Source organism: Halobacterium bonnevillei (assembly GCF_009831555.1).
GTDB classification, from domain to species: Archaea; Halobacteriota; Halobacteria; order Halobacteriales; family Halobacteriaceae; genus Halobacterium; species Halobacterium bonnevillei.
On the sequence record NZ_WUUU01000041.1, the window covers coordinates 1 to 20,589 of the forward strand.

Sequence of the window (20,589 nt, forward strand, 5' to 3'; positions counted from 1 at the left end):
GGACGCAGGTGCGGGGAGAGGTCGTCGCCCGTCTCGCCGAGGCCGCCGAGGTAGACGGCCCTGGAGACGCCGGCGGCGTCGGCGGCAGCCGCGAAGTTGTTCGCGGCGCGGCGGTCGCGCTCCGCGAAGTCGCCGCCCGTCCCCATCGAGTGCACGAGGTAGTAGGCGGCCTCGACGTCGTCGAAGACGCCCTCGAGCGAGCTGTCCTCGAGCAAGTCGCCCTCGGCGACCGCGACGCCGTCGGGCGGGTCGTAGCTGCTCGCGTCCCTGACGAGCGCTCGGACGTCGTGGCCGGCATCGACGAGTGCGGGGACGAGGTGGCTGCCGACGAACCCGGTAGCCCCCGCGACGAGTACGCGCATACCCCCCGTAGGTGCGACTGACGGTTAAGTGTACGTCGGGGCGCCGCAGCGACGCGGAGGTGGCGGGTGCCCCCGTCGCCGTCCGGTCGGCCGCTCGCACTCACTCAGAGCGCAGTGTGCCCCAGCCCGGAGTCGATGGCGCACCGCGCTCCGCTTCGACGCGCTCGCCGAGGTCGGGGTCCGGGTCGTCGCTCTCGGCGCGTGCCTCCCATTCGGCGATGGCGGCGTCCGTCCAGGAGTCGACGTCGAGTGCCGTCTCGTATGCCTGCTCGCGTTTCGTCGGTTCGACGGCAGTCGTGCCGGGCGCACTCGCCGCAGCGACGGCGACGAACCGCGCGCGGTCCGCGTCCGTGAGGTCGCCCGCGACCAGCCGGTCGATGAAGCCGTCCTCGAGGTCGCCGGGGTCGGGGTACGCGAACACCTTCTCGCCGACCGCCTGCGGGCCGAACAGCAGGCCGGAGCGGTCCTCGGGCGGTTCGTCGTCGAGCAGGCGGTCGCCGCCGACGTGGCGCTCGACGCGCTCGCACTCCGAGTCCACGTCGGAGCGCGAGGTTGTGGCCGGGGTACTCGGCGCACTCCGCGGGATACACCGCAGCGTCGTGGATGCGGCGACTGGAGGGTCTCCGGGTCGAGGAACGCACACGCCGGGAGCCACGCGGGGTCGCCGTCGAAGGGGGCCACAGGCTTCGGCGTCTTCCGGATGCCGACGAAGAACGCGGGCTTCCCGTTGATGGCGGCGACCTCGTGCCCGCCGACGTCGACGCTCGAGCCGTCTCGGGCCGCCCAGAGCCGCGGCGTCAGCGCGTCCGCGAGACCGTGATCGAGGAACGCGCGGACGTCCTCGCGGGTCAGCGGCACGAGGTTGTAGGTGTCGTCCAGCGGCCGCTGCGGGCCGCGGCGCTCGTGCTCCGGGACGTCAGCCAGCGGCCGCCAGTCCACGCAACACCCCGCGCAGTTCTCGCAGTCGACCTCCATGCGTGGGGACTTCGACGCGAGAGCCGAAAGCGTTTGCCTGCCCGCGCCCTACGGAGTGCCATGAGTGAGCGCTGCGAGGGGTGTGGTGACGACGTCCGCATCGCGGGCGGCATCGGCGACATCTGGACGCTGAACCCCGCGAGCACGGGCGGGATGACCCTCGAGTTCGCCGACGACTCCGAGTTCTTCCTCTGTTTCGACTGCATCGACGCGCTCCCGGACGAACCGGTCGCCGGCGACGTCGCCGCGCTCGGGGACTGAGCGCGGATCCGGCGGGTCGGTTCCCGGCCACGGCTGGCGTCGAGCGGTGGGGTTAACCCGGCGGCCCGCCTGCCATCGGACAGTGAACCCCGAGCGCATCCACGCGGAGTTCCCCGCCCCGGAGTACCGGGGCGCACAGGAGCAAGCGCTGCGGGACGTCAGGGCCGCTTTCGAGGCGGGCAACGACGTGGTCCTGGTGCGCGCACCCACCGGCAGCGGGAAGAGCCTGATTGCGCGCGCCATCATGGGCTGTGCGCGCCAGGTCGAGGACGCCGACCCCGTGGAGGCGACGGGCGCGTACTACACCACGCCGCAGGTCTCCCAGCTAGACGACGTCGCCGAGGACGACCTCCTGGAGGACCTCAAGCTCATCCGCGGGAAGTCCAACTACACGTGCATCCTCCCCGGGGAGGAGCACACGCCCGTCGACCGCGCGCCCTGCGCCCGCGAGCGCGGGTACGACTGCGCCGTGAAACATCGGTGTCCGTACTTCTCGGACCGCGCCATCGCGTCCTCGCGCGAGCACGCCGCGATGACGCTGGCGTACTTCATGCGGACCGCCGGCAGCGAGGTGTTCCGGAAGCGCGACGTCTGCGTCATCGACGAAGCCCACGGGCTCGCGGAGTGGGCTGAGATGTACGCGACCATCGACCTGAACGACCGCACCGTTCCCGTCTGGGAGGACGTCCGCGTCCCCGACGTGGACGGCGACGCCGACGCCGCGGTGGACTTCGCCGAACACCTCCGGCGCACCTGCGAGGGCGCCAAGGACGAACTCATCGGACAGGACGAACTCACGGCGGAGGAGGCCGGGCGCCGCGACCGCCTCCAGGAGCTGATCTCCGAACTGCAGTGGTTCGTGGAGGACTACAACGACCCCGAGTCCGGCACGACGTGGGTCGTGGACGCCGACGAACAGTCGGTGACGATCAAGCCGATGGACCCCGAGCGGTACCTCCAGCACACGGTCTGGGACCGCGCGAACAGGCACGCGCTGCTGTCGGCGACGATGCTGAACAAGGAGGCGTTCTGCCGGAGCGTCGGCCTCGACCCGTCGAACGTCGCGCTCGTGGACGTCGAGCACACGTTCCCCGTGGAGAACCGCCCGCTGTACGACGTCACGCAGGGGAAGATGACCTACGAGCACCGCGACACGACGCTGCCGAAGGTCGCCGAGACGGTGGTCCGCGTGATGGCCGCCCACCCCGACGAGAAGGGCATCGTCCACGCCCACTCCTACGACATCGCCGAGCAACTCGCGGGCCACCTCGAGGACTACGGCGTCGGCGACCGCGTCCGAACGCACGACTCGGACACCCGGGACGCCGAACTGGAGCGCTGGAAGGCCAGCGACGACCCGGAGGTGTTCGTCTCCGTGAAGATGGAGGAGGCCCTCGACCTCGCCTACGACCTCGGGCGCTGGCAGGTGCTGTGCAAGGCGCCGTTCCTGAACACGAACGACTCCCGGGTCGCGGCGCGCCTCGCGGACGGCCAGTGGGCGTGGTACTACCGGACCGCGCTCCGGACCGTCATCCAGGCCTGCGGTCGGGTGGTCCGCGCGCCCGACGACCGCGGCGCGACGTACGTCGCGGACGCCAGCATCCTCGACCTCTTCGACCGCGCGCGAACGGACATGCCGCCGTGGTTCGAGGAGCAGGTCGACCGGATGACGACTCCCGACCTCCCCGAAGTCGACGCAGCCGCCGCGCTCGGTGACACGACCGGCGGCGTCGACCAGGTCGAACCTGCGTACAACTCGACCAGCGGTCACGCGGAGAGTTCGCCGTCTGGCGGGTCCGAAAGCGCCTCGAACCCGTCTACGAACGATCGTAGCGACGACGACAGCCGAACCGACAGCCGCCGCGAGAAGACCAGTCCAGTGGCGGACGTCTGGGACGCGGAGTGAGTCACGCGTCGGCGGCGATGCCGTCGGCGATGCAGTCGTCCGCGCATCAGTACTCGCGACGCACGACAAACTCGCCCCAGTCAGACGAACGAGACGGCGTACGCCAGCCCGGAGAACAGCATCAGTCCGACGAGGAACAGGGCCAACAGCTGGTCTCGCTCCATACCGGATTCGAGGTAGCGCCCCGCAAAAGGCCTGTCGCCTACTCGACCCTGGCGTCGAGGACGACGTGGTCGACGCCCGCGCTGTGGGACTTCACGCGCCGCCAGTCCTCGATTTCGACCGTTCGACCCGCTCGCTCGCAACCGGCGCGGAGCCGCGATTCGGGGCGCTCCCAGAGTTCCGTCTCCGGGACGGCGCTGTGGACGTGCAGCAGGCCACCGGGGACGAGGTTGTCGAGGGCAGCGTCGAGGTAGCCCGGACCGACCTCGGCCGACGCGGCGTCGTCCACAGGGCCGCCGTCCGCCGATTCGGCCTCGTCGACGGGGCGCCGCCGAGCGCGTCGTAGTAGCCCATGACGACGCGGTCGACCTCCGTGTCGACGTCCCGGCAGTCGCCGAGCAGACAGCTGAGGCGGTCGCTGACGTCGTTCAGCTGGGCGTTCTCCGCGAGGAACCGGAACGCCTCCGGGTTCTTCTCGACGGCCGTGACGTCGGCGCCGGCTCGCGCCATCGGGAGCGCGAAGTAGCCGATGCCGGCGAACATGTCCAGCACGCGCTCGTCTTCGCTCACCTGCTGGCCCATGCGGGCGCGTTCGGCCTTGTTCCCGGGCGCGAACATCACTCGCGCGAGGTCCAGCGCGTACCGCGTTCCGTGCTCGGTGTGGACGGTTTCGGTGTCGCCCTCGCCGGCGACGACGGAGACGTCGCTGACGGTGCTCGCCGTCGATGCCGCCGCGCGCGAGGACGGTGTCGGCCTCGCTGTGGAGCGCGAGGAGCGCGTCGCCGACCTCCTCGGGACGCGGGCAGTCCGCGAAGTCCGCGAGAATCACGGTTCCGACGACCGCCCACGAGGACGGCGCGCGCTCGCGGTCGGCGTCGCTCCAGCCGCGCTCGCGGAGCAGGTCCTGGAGGTCCGGCGCCCGCAGGTCGGGGTCGGACTGCTCGAGGAGTCGGCCGAAGTGAGTCTCCACGGGCCGTTCGGTGACGGGGAGTTCGAGTGTGTCGGCGTCGTGCTCGCGGATCTTCCGCGCGTCGTCGTAGACGCCCTCAGCTTCGAGCGCGTCGATTCGGGCTTCAGAAACGGGTTTCGGAACGACGATTGCGAGGTCCCTTTCGCGGTCGGCATCCGCCCCTTCCGGCATCCCTCAGGCCTCCGGGAGCACGTGGAGGCCGGCCCGCGACTTGAACGCGGGGACGGTGCTGGCGTCGGCGTCGAGGTAGTCCGGCCGGGGAACGGTCGTGGACTCGTACGTCTCGGGGTCCAGGATCTGGACGGCGTTGTCGTCCTCCACGGTGACGACGGTGGCGTCGGTGGCGTCGTCCCGGGTGCCGAGTTTCCGGGCGTCCGGCGCGTCGCCGTCCTCGTAGCTGGCCTCGTAGGGTTCACCCGTCGTGACGCGGACGCCCTTGAGGTTGCCGTGGACCGACCGCACGAGCACGGGGCCGCCGTCGTCGCCCGCGAGCTCGATGACATCGCCGGACGTGAACTCCGGGAGGCGAACGGCGTACGTCACGCGGTACACTTCGTTGCCGTCCTCGTCCTCGGTGACGAGTTTCTCGTGGTCCTCGAAGCTGCCGCCGAACTCCTCGACGAGTTTGCGCGCGAGCTTCAGCCCGATCTTGTTCGTGGAGAGTTTGAGGTCGATGCCGGACTCGGCCGGCGAGACGTCCGTGACGAACGCGTTCCGGTCGCCCGTGTCCTCCATGTCGGCGACAATCTGGTCCGCGAGTTCGCGCGCACGGTCGGTCTCCTCGCTGGTCGGGTCGCGGCCGACGGCACGCACCTGGACGATGGACGCGAACGAGTCCCCTGCGATGCGGCCACACCGCTTGCAGGTCTGGCGGCTCACCTTCACGGGCACCGTCACCTCCTCCGTCCTGAGTTCGCCGCGGACGACGCCGGAGAACTGGCTGTGCATCCGGATGGTGTTCGGGTCGACCTGCTCCGGGCGGACCTGCCACTCGACGTCCTCGGCCTCGACGTGGACGGCCAGCGCCTCGGTGGTCTCCTCGATGGCGACGTCCGTGTAGTCGTCGGCGTCGACGTCCACCCAGCGGTTCCCGCGGTGGACCGCGCCGCAGCGCGCACACACCATCACTTCGATGCGCTCGGGCGCGTCCACGAACTCGAAGTCCTCGAAGTAGCAGGCGTCACACAGCGAGCGCTCGCGGCGCGTGACACCAGCAGGCGCCTCCGAGGTCTGCTGGCCCGCACCGGCGCTGTCGCTGTCGTCGACTCCGGGCGCGTCGGCGTCCACGGGGTCGCCGCAGCGCGGACAGAAGGTGCCTGCCTCAGTCATACACCGGCGTAGGCCGCGTGGCCTGTTAAGTCACTCGTCGCGGGACGACCGTGGAATCGGGGGGCGGTATCGCGGCCGGCCGTCGCGGAGGCCAGCACCGAGGAGTTAGTTCCACCCGAACGCCCGCTGGACGTGCACGCTCTCGATGCGGCCGTCGGTCGTCAGTTCGACGCGGATGTGCTGGTCGGGTTCCAGTACGACCAGGGGGCGGGACGTCCAGTCGCCGTCCGACCCGCGAACCTCGACAAGGTACGCGCCGGTCTGTTCGAGGTCGACGACGCGCGTGAGTTCGTCTCCGGGAACGGATTCGGTGGCCGTCGCGATGCGTTCGCCCCGGTACCAGACGCGGACGTCGAGGTCCGTCGGGTCGCCCCCGGACATCCCGTACGAGTACGCGCCCAGGGGGTGCTCCAGGGAGCGCCGCGGTAACGGGAAGGACTCGTGATAGATGCCGAGGGACTTCGCGCGGACCGCGGTGGCGTTCCCGGTCGGTTCGTCGACGGTGAACTGCTCGGTGCGGTTCCCGCTGGCGCCCCGGATGGTCGTGTTCACGGTCACGGTGTAGGACTCGTCGCCGCTGATGGTCGTGAGGTTCCGGTAGGTGCCGTTGCCGTCCGCCTCGAGCGTCGTCTCGAAGACGGGTTCGCCGCCCCGTTCGACGCTGATCGCAGCCTCGAAGGGGTCGCCGTCCGTGTGCGAGATGAACACGAGTTCGTCGTGGTCGACCGGTTCGACAGTCGTACCCTGGTCGCCGTCAGTATCACCGGCTCCGGGGAGCGCCGAACACCCCGCGAGGATCAGCAGTGCTGCGAGGGCGACTGCGAGGAGCTTGCTGGAGGGCATACAGTGCGCTGTGTGTGATTGACCCCCATGAAATTTTGGCCAGTTTCACTTTCACTACGGTGTTTACGAGTCTTTATACGGTGGTGGGGACAAGGTCGGGATACATGCCCGAAGCAGACCTCGAGGAACTCCCCGGTGTCGGCCCCGCGACCGCAGAGAAACTCCGAGAGAACGGATTCGAATCGTTCCAGAGCATCGCCGTCGCGTCCGCCGGTGAGCTGTCCAACACCGCGGACATCGGCGACAGCACGGCCGCGGACGTGATCCAGGGCGCACGCGAGGCCGCCGACGTCGGCGGCTTCGAGACCGGCGCGACGGTTCTCGAACGCCGCGAACAGATCGGGAAGCTCACGTGGAACGTCCCCGACATCGACGAGATGCTGGGCGGTGGCGTCGAGACCCAGTCCATCACGGAGGTGTACGGCGAGTTCGGCGCCGGCAAGTCCCAGGTCACCCACCAGCTCGCGGTGACCGTCCAGCTCCCGAAGGAGAACGGCGGCCTCCACGGGCGCGCCATCTTCATCGACTCCGAGGACACGTTCCGCCCGGAGCGCATCGACGACATGGTGCGTGGACTGGAAGACGACAAGCTGGAGGCGGCGATGGCGGACCGCGACATCGAGGGGTCGCCGGACGACGAGGACGCGATGGAGGCGCTCGTCGAGGACGTCCTCGACAAGATCCACGTCGCGAAGGGGTTCAACTCCAACCACCAGATGCTGCTCGCGGAGAAAGCCCAGGAGATCGCCTCCGAGTACGAGGACGACGACTACCCCGTCCGCCTGCTGGTCGTGGACTCGCTGACCGCGCACTTCCGCGCGGAGTACGTCGGCCGCGGCGAGCTCGCGGACCGCCAGCAGAAACTCAACAAACACCTCCACGACCTCGACAAGGTCGGGAACCTCTACAACGCCGCCGTGGTCGTCACCAATCAGGTGCAGTCTAACCCGGACTCCTTCTTCGGTGACCCCACGAAGCCCATCGGCGGGAACATCCTCGGCCACAAGTCCACGTTCCGGATGTACCTCAAGAAGTCCAAGCAGAACAAGCGCATCGTGAAGCTCGTGGACGCCCCGAACCTCGCGGACGGCGAAGCCGTCATGCGCGTCGAAGGAGAAGGGCTCAAGCCCGAGTAAACCGGGGTACGCTCGGCCCGGCGCTCGATTCTGGGGGCTGTCCTGGACCACGAATCGCCGCGACCCGGTAGCCCCGCGACGGCGACCCCCCAACGCGGAGGTGCCACTGCGACCGCAGTCGCTCGAGCGTGACGCTACGGCGGTTCGGCCGGCACCTGTTCGTCCGGCCCGATGACGACGATTTCCGCCGACAGCCGCGAGTAGATCGCGATCTTCGCGCCCGGCCGGGTGACGACGATGGTCTCGTTCGTCCACTCGTTGTTGTGGCCCTTCGCTTCGACGCGATAGACGCCGGGCCCGCGGAGGCCGGTCACCTCGACGGCGTCGTCCGAGTCGATCTCCGCCACCCGGTCGATGACCGTCTCCCCGTCGTGCGCGACGCGAACCGGAATCTCCACGGGTTCGGGCAATCGGTCCTGGAGGTAGAGCGCGCCGTCGGCGTCACCGCGCATGGCGTAGCGCGTCTCGCGGACGCCCTGGTAGTTCATCGTGAGCACCGTCGCGTTTCCGAGGTCGCCGGCTACGGAGAGCTCTTCGTGCATCGTGCCGCCGCCGGTCTCCGGCAGCGACGTGTTCACGACGACCGTGTACGGCCCCGGCTCTTCGAAGGTCGCGTTCGCGAAGAAGCCGTCGCCGGCGTCGCCGACGTCGACCTCGTACACCGTTTCTCCGTCCTTCCGCACGGTGAGCGTCCCGTTGTAGGCGGCGCCGTCGGTGTGCGAGTAGAACGACAGTTCGTGGTAGCCCGGGCCGTCAGTCGTACCGGGGTCGTCGCCGCCACCGCCGCCGGGAAGCATCGAACAGCCGGCGAGCACGACGAGGACTGCCAGGGCTACTGCGGGGAGCTTGCTGGAGGGCATCGCCGCGAAAATTCTCGTTCTTCGACAAAAAGCTTGGCCCGGCCGTCAGTCGTCGTCTTCCGTGGACGTCTGGTCGACGTCCGCCTCGCCCTCGTAGATTTTCGCGCCGTCCTGGACGACCTTCTCGGAGAGCACCGCGCACTTGATGCGCATCGGCGTGACCTCCACGCCGAGCATGTCGAGGACGTCGTCGCGGTCCAGTTCCTTGACTTCCGCAAGCGTCATCCCCGGGAGCTTCTGGCTGAGCATGCTCGCCGACGCCTGGCTGATGGCGCAGCCGTCGCCGCGGAACGCAACCCGCTCGATGGTCTCGCCGTCGCCCTCCAGTTTGACGTCGAACTCGAGTTCGTCGCCACACGAGGGGTTGTAGCCCTCGTGGCTGAACGTCGCGTCCCCGAGTTCGCCGTTGTTCCGGGGGTTGCGGTAGTGGTCGAGAATCTGCTGCCGGTACATGTCCGAGCCCATACTCATCTTGGCTCTCGGTAAGGCAGAACGGCGTAAAAGCGTTCCGCGGGACGGGTCCAGCGGGGCGCCCGGTCAGCCGAAGATGTCGCGGGCGGCGTCCAGCGAGTCGACGAGCGCGTCGACTTCCGCCATGGTGTTGTAGAAGTAGAACGACGCGCGCACGGACGCGGCGATGTCGAGTTTCTGGTGGAGGGGCTGCGTGCAGTGGTCGCCGGCGCGGATGGCGACGCCGTGGTCGTTCAGGATGGACGCCAGGTCGTGGGCGTGGATGCCGTCGACGTTGAACGCGACGACGGCGCCGCGGTCGTCGGCGGGCGGGCCGTAGATTTCGACGTCGTCGAACTCGTCGAGGCGCTCGTAGGCGTACTCGGTGAGGCGTTCCTCGTGGGCCTGGATGGCGTCCATACCGACGTCGTCGAGGTAGTCGGCGGCCGCCGCGAGGCCGATGCCCTGCGCGATGAGCGGCGTGCCGGCCTCGTACTTCCACGGCAGGTCGTTCCACGTGGTCTCCTCGAACGTGACGCGCCGGATCATGTCGCCGCCGTAGAGGAACGGCTCCATGTCCTCGAGGACCTCCTGTTTGCCGTAGAGGCAACCGATGCCGGTCGGGCCGGCCATCTTGTGCCCGGAGAACACGTAGAAGTCCACGTCGAGGTCCGTGACGTCGACGGGCCGGTTCGGCACCGACTGCGCGCCGTCACCCAGGATGAGGGCGTCGTTGTCGTGGGCGAGGTCAGCGAGCTCCCGCATCGGCGTGACGGTGCCGAGAACGTTCGACGCGTGCACGACCGACACCATCGCCGCGTCCTCGTCGATGAGTTCCGCGGCGTGGTCCATGTCGAGGTAGCCGTCGTCGTCGACGCGGATGTAGCGCACCTCCGCGCCCGTGCGCTCGGCGATCTGCTGCCAGGTGACGAACGACGAGTGGTGCTCCATCTCCGAGAGCACGACCGCGTCGCCCTCCCCGAGTTCGTTGAGGCCCCACGCGTACGCCACGAGGTTGATGGACTCCGTGGTGTTCTTCGTGAAGACGACTTCCTCGCGGCCGTCCGCGCCGATGAACTCCGCGAGCCGGTCGTGGGCCTCCTCGTAGGCGATGGAGGCTTCCTGGCTCAGTTGGTGGATGCCGCGGTGGACGTTCGCGTTGTACCCCCGGTAGTACTCGGAGAACACGTCGATGACCTGCTCGGGCGTCTGCGTCGTCGCCGCGTTGTCGAGGTAGACCAGCGGCGCGCCGTCCCCGACCTCGCGGTCGAGAATCGGGAAGTCCGCCCGGATGGACTCGACGTCGAGGGGTTCCTGCTCGGTGGCTTCCATTGCGCATTCGTAGGGTGCGTGGCCACTACTGTTCTTCGGTGCAGGGAGAACTGCCGGTAACGCGGACGCAGGAACCCGGAACCAGTTACGTGCAGTGTTCGCGAACGAGTCGAGATGAGCAGGGACGTCGCTGGGAAACGTGGGGCCGTTAGAGCCGCATGAACTGCGCGTGCAGCGTGCCGTCGAGGTCCAGGACGTTGCCCTCCTCGACGTACCCCTCCTCGATGGCGAGGTCGACGACCTCGACGCCCACGAGGTTCGCGACGTTCGCGCGCGCCAGCGACTCCCGGACGGCTTCGACCTCGACGCGGTCGCCGCCGTAGAACTCCTCGTTGACGGTGAACTCCACGTCGTCGGTCTCGAACGTCTCGCCGAGCACCTCGGGGTCGCAGACCGTCACGAGCAGACCGCGGTCGGTGTGTCGTTCCGTGAGGATCATCGCTCGCGTTCGACGAGGTCGCGTTCCTGGGACTCCCGGATTTCCTCGGCCTGTTCGGCGACCTTCGCGGCCTCCTCCTCGCGGCCCAGCGATTCGAGCGCGCGCTGCTTCTCCTCGTAGACGTCGGCCTGCTGGAACCCCAGGCGGACCGCGTTGTCCAGCGCGTCCAGCGCCTGCTCGGGGCGCTCGCGCTCGTTCTCGATGAACCCGAGGTTGTACCACGCCTGCGGGAGGCGCTCGTCGCTCCGTACGGCCTTCTCGGCGTGGTAGTAGGCTTCCTCGTCCTCGCCGAACTCCCAGAGGGCGTACGCGAGGTTCGTGTGGGCTGCGGCCTCGAAGTCGCCGTCCTCCGCGACGAACAGCGCCTCGCGGTGCGACCCGACGGCCTCGTCCCACTCCTCGAGTTGGCCGTGCGCGATGCCCTTGTTCACCCACGCCTCCTGTTCGAGGTCGTCGTCGTCGGTGAACCGGGCGGCGCGCTCGAACGCGTCGGCGGCCTGGTCGTAGCGCTTGATGCCCATGTAGCTGAGGCCGACGTCGACCAGGTCGTCGGCGTCGACGTCCTCGTCGTTGAGGGTGCGCTCGTCGAGCGTGTCCGCGATGACGCGCGAGTCGACGGGGTCGACCTCGTCCGTGTCCACGTCCAGTTCGGGCGGGTCGAAGTCGAACCCCTCGTAGGGTTCGTCGAAGCCCTGCCCCTCGGAGAAGTCGTGGTCGTCCGGGTCCGGAGCCGGGTCGGGCTCCTCTCGGTCAGTCATACGCCACGATAGCGTGGCCGAGAGGTTAAGGGCAACGCACCGCGAACGACCGGTATGCGGCTGTTCGTGAGCGTCGACCTCCCCGAGGCGCTCGCCGAGGACGTGGCGGCGCTGCAGGCCGAGTTGGCGGACGCCTCCGGCCTGGACTTCGTCGACCCCGCCCAGGCCCACGTGACGCTGAAATTCCTCGGCGACGTGGATGGCGACCGCGAGGGCGAACTCGTCGACGCCCTCGAGGCGGCCGTCGGCGCCGCAGGCGTCGCCCCGTTCGACGCCGAACTCGGCGGCCTCGGCGTGTTCCCGAGGCTGGACTACATCTCCGTAGTGTGGCTTGGCGTCGGCGACGGCAGCGTGGAACTCGCCCGCCTGCACGAGGCAATCGAGGGCGAGTTCGTCGAGGAGCACGGCTTCGACCCGGCGGACCACGACTTCACGCCGCACGTCACGCTCGCCCGGATGAACCACGCCGGCGGGAAGGACCGCGTCCAGGACGTCGTGCGGAACCGCCACCCGGACGTCGGGACGATGCGGGTCACGGAGGTCCGTCTGACCGAGAGCGTGCTCTCCCGGGCGGGGCCCGAGTACGAGACGGTTCACGCGGTCGAACTGTGAGCCCGGTCGCGTGCCCGTCGATGGCGTCCGGTCGACGACCCAGCCGGGGCAACGGCCACGTCACTCGGACTCCTGCCAAATCCGCGCACTCGCACCGCGAGCCCCTTCGTGGTTATTATTTACGAGGAGGAAGAATTATCGAACCTGATTGGAGAGCTACTAACTCAGTAGAGATATTCTCCAACGCACTGCGACAGAGCCAGAACAATCGGCACCGAAGATTTATGAGACGGCGCGCGTATTTGCCGGACGTGAACGTGGCACTAATTTCCGGGCGACAGCGCGCCATCCCACGGGGCGCGTGACCGGACCATGAGACACCGGTACGTCGCCATCCGACTACTGCAGACGATTCCCGTCCTGCTGGGCGTCTCCGTCGTCGTGTTCTACATCATCCACTCGGCGCCCGGGGACCCCATCGTGAACATGCTGGGTATCGAAGCGACCGACGAGAACGTCGCGGAACTCCGCGCCGCCTACGGCCTCAACGAACCGCTGTACGTCCAGTACTTCAACTGGCTCGGCGACGTGGTTCAGGGCGACTTCGGACAGTCCATCACGCGGGAACGCTCCGTCGCCGCGCTCATCGCGAGTCGCCTCCCCGCGACGCTGTTCCTCGCGTTCGCGTCGATGGTCATCGCCACCATCATCGCCATCCCCGCGGGCATCCTGAGCGCCGTGCGGAAGGGGTCGAAAAGCGACTACAGCGTCACCGTCGGCGCGCTCACGGGGCTCTCGATCCCGAACTTCTGGCTCGGGCTCATCCTCATCCTCCTGTTCGCCCGCACCTACAGCATCCTCCCGCCGGGGAACTACGTCGACCCGCTCCAGGACCCGGTGAACGCGGTCAAGCACGTCATCCTGCCAGCGGTGACCGTCGGGACGGCGTTCGCAGCGCTGCTCGCGAGACAGACCCGCTCCTCGATGCTGGACAACCTCAACCAGGAGTACGTCAAGATGGCCAAATCCAAGGGGCTGTCCTCCAGGAAGGTGTTCACCCGTCACGCCCTCAAGCAGGCGCTGCTCCCCGTCATCACGGTGGCGGGCCTGCAGTTCGGCTACCTGCTGTCCGCGACGGTCGTCGTCGAGCAGGTGTTCGCGTGGCCGGGCATGGGCCGCCTCATCTGGGCGGCCGTCCGCCAGCAGGACTACCCGACCGTCCAGGGGACCGTGCTCGTCGTCGCGACGATGTTCGTGCTGGTGAACCTGCTCGTGGACATCGCGTACTCCTACCTCGACCCGCGGGTGAGCGCGTCGTGAGCACCGAACGCTCCACGGGCGTCGCCCGAACGTGGCGGGGGTTCCGGTCGCACAAACTCGCCGTCGCCGGACTCGTCGTCGTCTCCGTCGTCACGGTCGTCGGGATTCTCGCGTACGTCGACGACGCGTACCTCGGGAACGAACTCATCACGACCCTCCACTACAGCCCGTTCGAACCGAAGTTCATGCCGCTCCAGGGGCCGAGTCTCGCCCACCCGTTCGGCACCGACACCCTCGGGCGCGACGTGTTCTCGCGCACGCTCTACGGCGCGAAAGTCTCCGTGCAGGTCGCGCTCACGGCCGTGATCGTCGCGGCGGTCATCGGGTCGCCGCTCGGCGTCGTCGCGGGGTACGCCGGCGGCTACGTCGAAACCGTCGTGATGCGGCTGGTCGACGTGCTGCTGGGGTTCCCGGCGCTCGTGCTCGCCATCGGGCTGGTCGCGGCGCTCGGGTTCAACCTCACGAACGTCATCATCGCGCTCGGCATCGTCTACGTGCCGCAGTTCGCGCGCATCGCGCGCAGCACCGCGCTCAGCGTCTCGAACGAGGAGTACGTCGACGCGGCCAGGGGCATGGGGTACTCCACCCCGCACATCGTCCTGCGGGAAGTGCTCCCGAACTGCGTCTCGCCGCTGCTCGTGCAGGCGTCCCTGCTGATGGCGTTCGCCATCATCGCGGAAGCCTCGCTGTCCTTCCTCGGCCTGGGCGTCCAGCCACCGACGCCGACGTGGGGGCAGATGGTTTCGACCGGCAGCGGCTACCTGACGACCGCGCCCTGGATTTCGATGTTCCCGGGAGCCGCCATCTTCGTGACGGTGCTCGGATTCAATCTCGTCGGCGACGGCCTGCGCGACGCACTGGACCCCAGAGAGAGCGGGGAACGGAGGTTCTGACATGCACGACCCACTACTAACAGTCGACGGACTCACGACGGAGTTCGCGACGACCCACGGCAGCATCCGCGCCGTCGAGGACGTCAGCTTCGACCTCGCGCCCGGCGAGAAACTCGGCATCGTCGGCGAGAGCGGGTCCGGGAAGAGCGTCACCGCGCGCACCGTGATGCGGCTCCTGGACGACAACGGCCGCATCGAGGCCGGGTCCGTCCGACTCAACGGCCGGGAACTGACGACCCTCTCGGAGCGCGAGCTGACCGGCGTCCGCGGCACCGAGATCGCGATGATCTTCCAGGACCCGATGTCGTCGCTGACGCCCGTGCTCACCGTCGGCACCCAGATCACGGAGACCATCCTCGAACACCAGGACGTGTCGAAAGCCCGGGCCCGCGAGCAGGCCATCGAGTTGCTCGACCGGGTCCGCATCCCGGACCCCGAGTCCGTCATCGACACCTATCCCCACGAGCTCTCGGGCGGCCAGCGCCAGCGCGTCCTCATCGCCATCGCCATCTCGTGCGACCCGGACGTGCTCATCGCGGACGAGCCGACGACGGCCGTCGACGTGACCATCGAAGCGCAGATTCTGGAGTTGCTCGAGGACCTCGTCGAGGAGCGCGAGATGAGCCTCGTCCAGATCACCCACGACCTCGGCGTGGTCGCGGAGACCTGCGACCGCGTCGCCGTGATGTACGCGGGCCGCATCGTCGAGCGCGGCGACGTGATGGACGTGTTCGTCGAGCCGCGGCACCCGTACACCGCTGGACTGCTCCGGTCGACTCCGCGCATCGCGGACGTCGAGCCGGCGCTGTTGCCGGGCAACGTCCCCGAACCGGGCGAGCGCCCCGGCGGGCTGTAACTTCGCGCCGCGGTGTCCCCACGCCACCGAGGCGTGCCGGACCGACGACCCGCCACTGAACCCCGTAGACGGGCGGGACGTCGCCTGCGTTCGAACCGACGACGTGGGCGTGCTCGAGCCGATACCCCAGGAGCGGCGCCACGACCGCGTGCGCCCGGAGGCGGCGTCGCCCATCGTCGAAGCGGACGACCTCCGGAAGGAGTTCAGCTCCTCGGACTCGCTGGTCGACCGCCTCCTGCCGGGCGGCGACCCGCCGGTGCAGGCCGTCGACGGCGTCGACGTGTCGCTGGCGGCTGGCGAGACGCTGGGGCTCGTCGGCGAGTCCGGGTCGGGGAAGACCACGCTCGGACGCCTCCTCCTGGAGTTGACCGACCGGACGGACGGCGAGATCCGGTTCGACGGCCGGCCGCTGGCCGACGTCCCCGAACAGGAGCTCCGCGGGCGCATCCAGTTCGTGTTCCAGGACCCGAACTCGTCGCTGAATCCACGCCAGCGAATCGGCACGATACTCGGCCACGCCATCCGGAAGCACGACGAGGGCGCCGACGTCGAGGAGCGCGTCTGCGAACTGCTGACCGAGGTGGGCCTCGACGAGGAGAACAGGCACGACTACCCCCACCAGCTCTCGGGCGGGCAGAAGCAGCGCGTCGGCGTCGCGCGCGCGCTCGCCGTCGACCCCGACGTCATCGTCGCCGACGAACCGACGAGCGCCCTGGACGTCAGCGTCCAGGGCCAGCTCCTGGACCTGCTGGAGGACATCAAACAGGAGCACGGGCTGTCGATGGTGTTCATCAGCCACGACCTCTCGGTCATCCGGCACGTCGCCGACCGCGTCGCGGTCATGTACCTCGGTCGGATCGTCGAGGTGGCCGAGGCCGAGACGCTGTTCGACGCGCCGCGACACCCCTACACGGAGGCGCTGTTGAGCGCGGTCCCGAACCCGGACCCCCGGGTCGACGCCGACCGCATCGTCCTCGAGGGCGAGATTCCCGACCCGAAGCGGCCGCCCGACGGCTGCAACTTCGCGTCCCGGTGCCCGGACGCGATGCCCGAGTGCGAAGACTACGACCCGCGCCTCGTGGCGGACGACGCCGGCAGGGTCGCGTGTCTCCTGCACCACGATGCGACGCGCGGCGCCGCTCCGGACGCGACACCGGGTGGCGGCGACCTGCCGGGCGACGCGGGCAGCGCCGGCGAGGACGAGCCAGTGACGCCAGACGGCGGACGTTCGGCGAGCGCTCGCGGCCAGTCAGCCACCGACGAGTAGCGCCGGAGCGACGGCGGACTCGCGGCAGTGGTGGGAGTGCCCGCGTCGCTGTGGGATGTGCTCGGCGTCGTCTGCGAGACACAGCCCAGCTGAGAGAACTGCCGGAGTCGAATCTCCGCGGTGAGGCGACTATTTCTGACAGGGCGGAAAACGCGTCGAGACGAGTCGAATAGCCTCGACAGCGCGTGATACGTGGCGAGGGCGAACGAGGCGAGGGCGAACGAGGCGAGGCCGTTAGTTGACGCTCGCGCCGTCCAGCGAGCGGAACGACCCGTTGGCGTACTGCTCGTAGCCCTCGATGTCCGTCGAGATGCCCTGGATGCGCTGCGGGTAGTAGGTGTACACCGAGTACGCCTCCTCGTAGACGATGCGCTGGATCTCGTCCATGAGGTCCTGGCGCGCATCGGGGTCGACGGCGCGGCGCTGCTCCTCGAGCAGGCCGTCCAGTTCGGAGTTGCTGATGTTCCAGACGTTCAACCCCTCGGAGTGATAGAGGTACAGCAGCGTGTCCGGGTCACCGTACCAGGTCCAGTTCGACACCGCGATCTCGTAGTCGCCGCTGGTCTCCTGGGAGAAGAACGTGTTCCCCTCGAGGGACTGGATCTCCGTGGAGATGCCGACGTTGTCCAGCATGCTCTGGACGAGCGTCGCCGTCCGTTTGTGTCGCGAACTGGTCGACGTCTTGATCTGGAGGGACAGGTCCGAGTAGCCGGCGTCCGCGAGCAGCTGTTCGGCCTGGCTCGGGTCGCCGCTCGGGTGATTGAAGTCCGAGATCGAATCGTTGTACTGCGGGTACGAGTCCGGGAGAACCGACTTCGCGGGGTTCCCGTACCCCTGCAGGACGGTCTGCGTGATCTGTTCTTTGTCCAGCGCCCACGCGATCGCGCGCCGGACGTCGCGGTCGCCGAGCGGTTCGACGTCCGTGTTGAAGTCGATGCGGCCGGAGCTGACCCCGGGCTTCGTGATGACTCGCGCGGTGCCGGAGTTCTCGATGCGGCCCGTGAACTGCGGCGGCATCCGGTCGAGGAGGTCGATGCTCCCCGTCTCCAGCTGTGAGACCTTCGAGGAGTCCTCGGGCAGGATGCGGAACTCGATGCGGTCGATGTTCGGCTGGTCGTCCTTCCAGTAGTCGTCGTACGCCTCCAGGACCGCCTTGTCGCCCGAGGACCACGACGTCAACTCGAATGGGCCGGTACCGACCGGGTTCTGGTTGTACTGGTCGCCGTGCTCCTCGAAGGCCGCCTCGGACAGCGGCCACATGACGGCGTGGATCTTGTAGAGCAGCGGCGCGTACGGCTCCGAGAGGTCGAAGCGGACCGTGGTGTCGTTCTCCACGACGACGTCCTCGACGGCCGCGACGTAGTTCTTCCGCGGGTTCTCGTTCTCCTGGATCCACTGGTAGGTGTAGCGGACGTTCTCGGCGGTGAAGTCCTCGCCGTTGTGGAACGTCACGTCCTCCTCCAGGTCGAAGACGAACTGGGTGTCGGACTCGCGCGTCCAGTCTTTCGCGAGGTCGGGGACGACTTGGCCGTCCGAGTTCAGGTTGACGACGTTGTCGTAGATGAGCGTGTACACCTTGTTCGAGTCGAAGTCGGTGTCGCGTGCGGGGATGAGGTCCCAGCCGCCGTTCGTGATGCCGATTGCGACGGTGGAGGGGTCGCCGCCGTTGCCGGTGTCGCCGGCCTCCGTGGTGGTATCGCCGCTGCCACCGTTGTTGTCGTCCGAGTCGTCGGTGGTCCCATCGTCGGAGTCGCCACCGGTACAGCCAGCGAACGACGCTGCTGCGCCAGTGCCGAGGCCGGCGAGGACCCGTCGTCGCGTCGGGGTTAGCCAGTCCGGGTCGTCGTTCCGTGTCATGTGAACAGTTGTCAACATAGCGGAGTGGGGAGATAAATCTTTATCCAATTGATATCGGCTATGGGGAAACAAAATTCAAGCCAGGAGAGTGCAAGGGGAGGACTCGACTGATTCGCGGTGCATCGGGACCGCGCACCGGGCCTTCCGTAGATTCGTACTCGAACGCCTACGGCAGCGCTTTTCCCGGCGACCGCGTCCAGAGCGGACAGAGCCCCCGTGGGTGAACGCGAGCGACTCCCGGAGTCGACGCCTCGCCGTCCCCGCGTCGACGTCTCGCGGCCGCCGCGTCCCGAAGTCGACGTTCCGCGGCCGCCACGGCCAATGGCACAGCGACGCCGCCATACGCGCCCAAGGGCCCTGATTCCCGGTGTCGTGCCGTCGGTGTGGGTTCTTGCGACGGCGCGCGTAAACACCACGCACCGAGGGTCGGTACCACTCGTCCGTCCGAATGACGTTCATCGTCGGTCACGTATCGTTGAACGAATCCGGACGCCCCGGCGACAGTTTGATAGCGAAGTGCCCCAAGCAGTTCCCATGGGAATTGCCAACAGGACGACGGCGGGAACTGACGGCCGCACCGGGACGGAACGCCACGGCGACCGCGCCGCGACCCGTCACGGCGCCACCGCTTCGACTGAAACTACACACCACGTCCTCGTGAGCGCGACCGGAACGGAACGCCGCGCCCGCGACGAACGGGTTCGTTGAGATGGTTTCGAAAGCCGACATCTACGAGGAGGTCGACGCGCGAACGGACGACATGGTGGCATTCCTCGAGGAGTTCATCGCCCTGGACACCGAGAACCCGCCCGGACGGAACTACCGGGCGGGCGCCGAGTTCCTCGCGGACGCGATGACCGAACGCGGGTACGACGTCGAGACGGTCGACGTCCCCGAATCCGTCGTCGCGGAACACTACCCGGACCGCACGGACCACGAGCGCGTCAACGTCCTCGGACGGAAGCGCGGCGACGAACCCGGGCCCGACGTCCACTTCACGGGTCACTTCGACGTGGTGCCGGCGGGCGAGGACTGGACGTACGACCCATTCGACCCCGTCGTCGAGGACGGCCGCATCTACGGCCGCGGCGCCAGCGACATGAAGTCGGGCATCGCCGCGAGCCTCTTCGCTGTCGACGCGCTCGAAGCCGCCGGCGTCGACGTCCCGGGGTCTGTCACCCAGAGCATGACCGTCGACGAGGAGACTGGCGGCTTCACGGGGCTGGGGTACCTGGTCGACGAAGGCTACGTCTCCCCGGAGAACACCGACTACTGCGTGTACACGGAGTGTTTCGACTCCTCGCGCATCTGCCTGGGCCACCGCGGCGTCCTGAAGTTCCACGTGACCGCGCACGGCGAGAAAGCCCACGGCTGCATGGCACACGACGGCGAGAACGCGGTCACCGCGATGCACGACTTCCTCGGACGCGTCCACGAGTACGAATCCGACCTGCACGCGCGGCCGACCGACCTCCCGGTCACGCCACCGGAGTCCCAGCGCGCGGACATCTCCGCGACGATGATCGACGCCGGGTACTCCGAGAACGTCGTCCCCGACCGGTGCCGGGCGACCTTCTACCGCGTGCTCGTGCCCGGCGAGAGCGCCGACGACGCTCGGACGGAGATTCGCGAACTGATGGACGACGCCGAGGCGGCGACCGGCCAGGCGTTCGAGTACGAGGAGATCATGTTCGCCGAACCCGCGGTCGTCCCCGAGGACGCCGCGGTCGCCGAGGCGTTCACGGCGAACATCCTGGAGTTCTACGACGACACCACGCCCGTCGTCTCGCCGGGGTCGGACGACCAGCGGTTCGTCGTGAACGACGCCGGCATCGAGGAGTGCATCGTCTACGGGCCGGGGCTGCTCGACCAGGCGCACGTCGTCGACGAGTACGTGCCCGTCGAGGAGGTCGTGACCGCGGCGAAGGTGATGGCCGCGTCGACGGCCGACCTCCTGGGGGTGGCCGAGTGAGCCTCCCCGACCCCGAGACGGTCGTCGCTCGCGCCCGCGACACCGACCCGGACACCAGCGACGCGACCGCGAACGTCGCAATCACGGGC

19 protein-coding genes and 2 pseudogenes are annotated in these 20,589 nt (G+C 68.5%); 10 read left to right on the plus strand and 11 right to left on the minus strand.

Annotated features, from left to right (window positions below; translation table 11 throughout):
* Both GRX66_RS07175 and GRX66_RS20750 read right to left on the minus strand, forming a co-directional pair.
* The coding region (locus tag GRX66_RS07175) for an NAD(P)H-binding protein (RefSeq protein ID WP_159525947.1) at positions 1-362 on the minus strand (362 nt) is incomplete at its 3' end.
* Positions 363-462: 100 nt separating this feature from the next.
* Positions 463-1,337: pseudogene (locus tag GRX66_RS20750) on the minus strand (YkgJ family cysteine cluster protein).
* A 60-nt stretch (positions 1,338-1,397) separates the two neighbouring features.
* Between GRX66_RS20750 and GRX66_RS07185 the strand changes: the two are divergent.
* Positions 1,398-1,598, plus strand: coding sequence for a DUF7561 family protein (locus GRX66_RS07185; protein ID WP_159525948.1), 201 nt, complete (start codon positions 1,398-1,400; stop codon positions 1,596-1,598).
* An 82-nt stretch (positions 1,599-1,680) separates the two neighbouring features.
* The gene (locus GRX66_RS07190; protein WP_325063995.1) at positions 1,681-3,504 is read left to right on the plus strand and encodes an ATP-dependent DNA helicase; all 1,824 of its coding nucleotides are present in this window, start codon (positions 1,681-1,683) and stop codon (positions 3,502-3,504) included.
* Between the two features lie 202 nt (positions 3,505-3,706).
* On the opposite strand, the pseudogene GRX66_RS07195 reads toward GRX66_RS07190, so the two are convergent.
* The 3 genes and pseudogenes from GRX66_RS07195 to GRX66_RS07205 form a co-directional block, all read right to left on the minus strand.
* Positions 3,707-4,807: pseudogene (locus GRX66_RS07195) on the minus strand (class I SAM-dependent methyltransferase).
* Between the two features lie 3 nt (positions 4,808-4,810).
* Positions 4,811-5,965: a 60S ribosomal export protein NMD3 gene (locus GRX66_RS07200; RefSeq protein WP_159525949.1), complete on the minus strand. Its 1,155-nt coding sequence runs from the start codon at positions 5,963-5,965 to the stop codon at positions 4,811-4,813.
* Positions 5,966-6,070: 105 nt separating this feature from the next.
* Complete coding sequence (locus GRX66_RS07205; RefSeq protein ID WP_159525950.1) at positions 6,071-6,808, minus strand: hypothetical protein; 738 nt, start codon at positions 6,806-6,808, stop codon at positions 6,071-6,073.
* Positions 6,809-6,912: 104 nt separating this feature from the next.
* Between GRX66_RS07205 and radA the strand changes: the two genes are divergently transcribed.
* Entirely contained in the window at positions 6,913-7,944 is a 1,032-nt protein-coding gene (gene radA / locus GRX66_RS07210; protein WP_159525951.1) for a DNA repair and recombination protein RadA, read from the plus strand.
* Between the two features lie 134 nt (positions 7,945-8,078).
* On the opposite strand, the gene GRX66_RS07215 is transcribed toward radA, so the two are convergent.
* The 5 genes from GRX66_RS07215 to GRX66_RS07235 form a co-directional block, all read right to left on the minus strand.
* Positions 8,079-8,804 (minus strand): hypothetical protein, encoded by a 726-nt coding sequence (locus tag GRX66_RS07215; RefSeq protein ID WP_159525952.1) that lies wholly within the window; start codon positions 8,802-8,804, stop codon positions 8,079-8,081.
* A gap of 45 nt (positions 8,805-8,849) precedes the next feature.
* Positions 8,850-9,275, minus strand: coding sequence for a Fe-S cluster assembly sulfur transfer protein SufU (gene sufU, locus GRX66_RS07220; RefSeq protein ID WP_159525953.1), 426 nt, complete (start codon positions 9,273-9,275; stop codon positions 8,850-8,852).
* A 66-nt stretch (positions 9,276-9,341) separates the two neighbouring features.
* A complete protein-coding gene (locus tag GRX66_RS07225; protein ID WP_159525954.1) occupies positions 9,342-10,586 on the minus strand; it encodes a cysteine desulfurase in 1,245 nt (414 codons plus the stop codon).
* Between the two features lie 148 nt (positions 10,587-10,734).
* A complete protein-coding gene (locus GRX66_RS07230) occupies positions 10,735-11,025 on the minus strand; it encodes a DUF424 domain-containing protein (protein ID WP_159525955.1) in 291 nt (96 codons plus the stop codon).
* On the minus strand, positions 11,022-11,783 hold the full coding sequence (locus tag GRX66_RS07235; protein ID WP_159525956.1) for a tetratricopeptide repeat protein: 762 nt from the start codon (positions 11,781-11,783) through the stop codon (positions 11,022-11,024). The genes GRX66_RS07230 and GRX66_RS07235 overlap by 4 nt, the downstream gene beginning before the upstream one ends.
* 54 nt (positions 11,784-11,837) lie before the next feature.
* Here GRX66_RS07235 and thpR point away from each other — a divergent pair, with 54 nt between their 5' ends.
* The 5 genes from thpR (at position 11,838) to GRX66_RS20280 (ending at position 16,671) form a co-directional block, all read left to right on the plus strand.
* Positions 11,838-12,395: an RNA 2',3'-cyclic phosphodiesterase gene (thpR, locus tag GRX66_RS07240; RefSeq protein WP_159525957.1), complete on the plus strand. Its 558-nt coding sequence runs from the start codon at positions 11,838-11,840 to the stop codon at positions 12,393-12,395.
* A gap of 312 nt (positions 12,396-12,707) precedes the next feature.
* The gene (locus tag GRX66_RS07245; RefSeq protein ID WP_159525958.1) at positions 12,708-13,655 is read left to right on the plus strand and encodes an ABC transporter permease; all 948 of its coding nucleotides are present in this window, start codon (positions 12,708-12,710) and stop codon (positions 13,653-13,655) included.
* Positions 13,652-14,548 carry an ABC transporter permease gene (locus GRX66_RS19865; RefSeq protein WP_201292951.1) on the plus strand — a complete coding sequence of 299 codons (897 nt, stop codon included), beginning with the start codon at positions 13,652-13,654 and terminating at the stop codon, positions 14,546-14,548. Before GRX66_RS07245 ends, GRX66_RS19865 begins: the two co-directional genes overlap by 4 nt.
* A gap of 1 nt (position 14,549) precedes the next feature.
* The gene (locus tag GRX66_RS20275; protein WP_267903063.1) at positions 14,550-15,404 is read left to right on the plus strand and encodes an ABC transporter ATP-binding protein; all 855 of its coding nucleotides are present in this window, start codon (positions 14,550-14,552) and stop codon (positions 15,402-15,404) included.
* The gene (locus tag GRX66_RS20280; RefSeq protein WP_267903065.1) at positions 15,307-16,671 is read left to right on the plus strand and encodes an ABC transporter ATP-binding protein; all 1,365 of its coding nucleotides are present in this window, start codon (positions 15,307-15,309) and stop codon (positions 16,669-16,671) included. Before GRX66_RS20275 ends, GRX66_RS20280 begins: the two co-directional genes overlap by 98 nt.
* A 234-nt stretch (positions 16,672-16,905) precedes the next feature.
* On the opposite strand, the gene GRX66_RS07265 is transcribed toward GRX66_RS20280, so the two are convergent.
* Positions 16,906-18,528 carry an ABC transporter substrate-binding protein gene (locus GRX66_RS07265; RefSeq protein WP_159525959.1) on the minus strand — a complete coding sequence of 541 codons (1,623 nt, stop codon included), beginning with the start codon at positions 18,526-18,528 and terminating at the stop codon, positions 16,906-16,908.
* Between the two features lie 534 nt (positions 18,529-19,062).
* Between GRX66_RS07265 and GRX66_RS07270 the strand changes: the two genes are divergently transcribed.
* Positions 19,063-19,236: a hypothetical protein gene (locus GRX66_RS07270; protein ID WP_159525960.1), complete on the plus strand. Its 174-nt coding sequence runs from the start codon at positions 19,063-19,065 to the stop codon at positions 19,234-19,236.
* A 1-nt stretch (position 19,237) separates the two neighbouring features.
* Complete coding sequence (locus GRX66_RS07275; protein ID WP_159525961.1) at positions 19,238-20,500, plus strand: ArgE/DapE family deacylase; 1,263 nt, start codon at positions 19,238-19,240, stop codon at positions 20,498-20,500.
* The last annotated feature ends 89 nt before the right edge of the window (positions 20,501-20,589 follow it).

Bases quoted from the DNA above. Each gene is read 5' to 3' on its own strand.
- GRX66_RS07185 (WP_159525948.1), top strand. From the start codon at position 1,398: ATGAGTGAGCGCTGCGAGGGGTGTGGTGACGACGTCCGCATCGCGGGC.
- GRX66_RS07200 (WP_159525949.1), bottom strand. From the start codon at position 5,965: ATGACTGAGGCAGGCACCTTCTGTCCGCGCTGCGGCGACCCCGTGGAC.
- GRX66_RS07205 (WP_159525950.1), bottom strand. From the start codon at position 6,808: ATGCCCTCCAGCAAGCTCCTCGCAGTCGCCCTCGCAGCACTGCTGATC.
- radA (WP_159525951.1), top strand. From the start codon at position 6,913: ATGCCCGAAGCAGACCTCGAGGAACTCCCCGGTGTCGGCCCCGCGACC.
- GRX66_RS07215 (WP_159525952.1), bottom strand. From the start codon at position 8,804: ATGCCCTCCAGCAAGCTCCCCGCAGTAGCCCTGGCAGTCCTCGTCGTG.
- sufU (WP_159525953.1), bottom strand. From the start codon at position 9,275: ATGAGTATGGGCTCGGACATGTACCGGCAGCAGATTCTCGACCACTAC.
- GRX66_RS07225 (WP_159525954.1), bottom strand. From the start codon at position 10,586: ATGGAAGCCACCGAGCAGGAACCCCTCGACGTCGAGTCCATCCGGGCG.
- GRX66_RS07230 (WP_159525955.1), bottom strand. From the start codon at position 11,025: ATGATCCTCACGGAACGACACACCGACCGCGGTCTGCTCGTGACGGTC.
- GRX66_RS07235 (WP_159525956.1), bottom strand. From the start codon at position 11,783: ATGACTGACCGAGAGGAGCCCGACCCGGCTCCGGACCCGGACGACCAC.
- thpR (WP_159525957.1), top strand. From the start codon at position 11,838: ATGCGGCTGTTCGTGAGCGTCGACCTCCCCGAGGCGCTCGCCGAGGAC.
- GRX66_RS07245 (WP_159525958.1), top strand. From the start codon at position 12,708: ATGAGACACCGGTACGTCGCCATCCGACTACTGCAGACGATTCCCGTC.
- GRX66_RS20275 (WP_267903063.1), top strand. From the start codon at position 14,550: ATGCACGACCCACTACTAACAGTCGACGGACTCACGACGGAGTTCGCG.
- GRX66_RS07265 (WP_159525959.1), bottom strand. From the start codon at position 18,528: ATGACACGGAACGACGACCCGGACTGGCTAACCCCGACGCGACGACGG.
- GRX66_RS07270 (WP_159525960.1), top strand. From the start codon at position 19,063: ATGGGAATTGCCAACAGGACGACGGCGGGAACTGACGGCCGCACCGGG.
- GRX66_RS07275 (WP_159525961.1), top strand. From the start codon at position 19,238: ATGGTTTCGAAAGCCGACATCTACGAGGAGGTCGACGCGCGAACGGAC.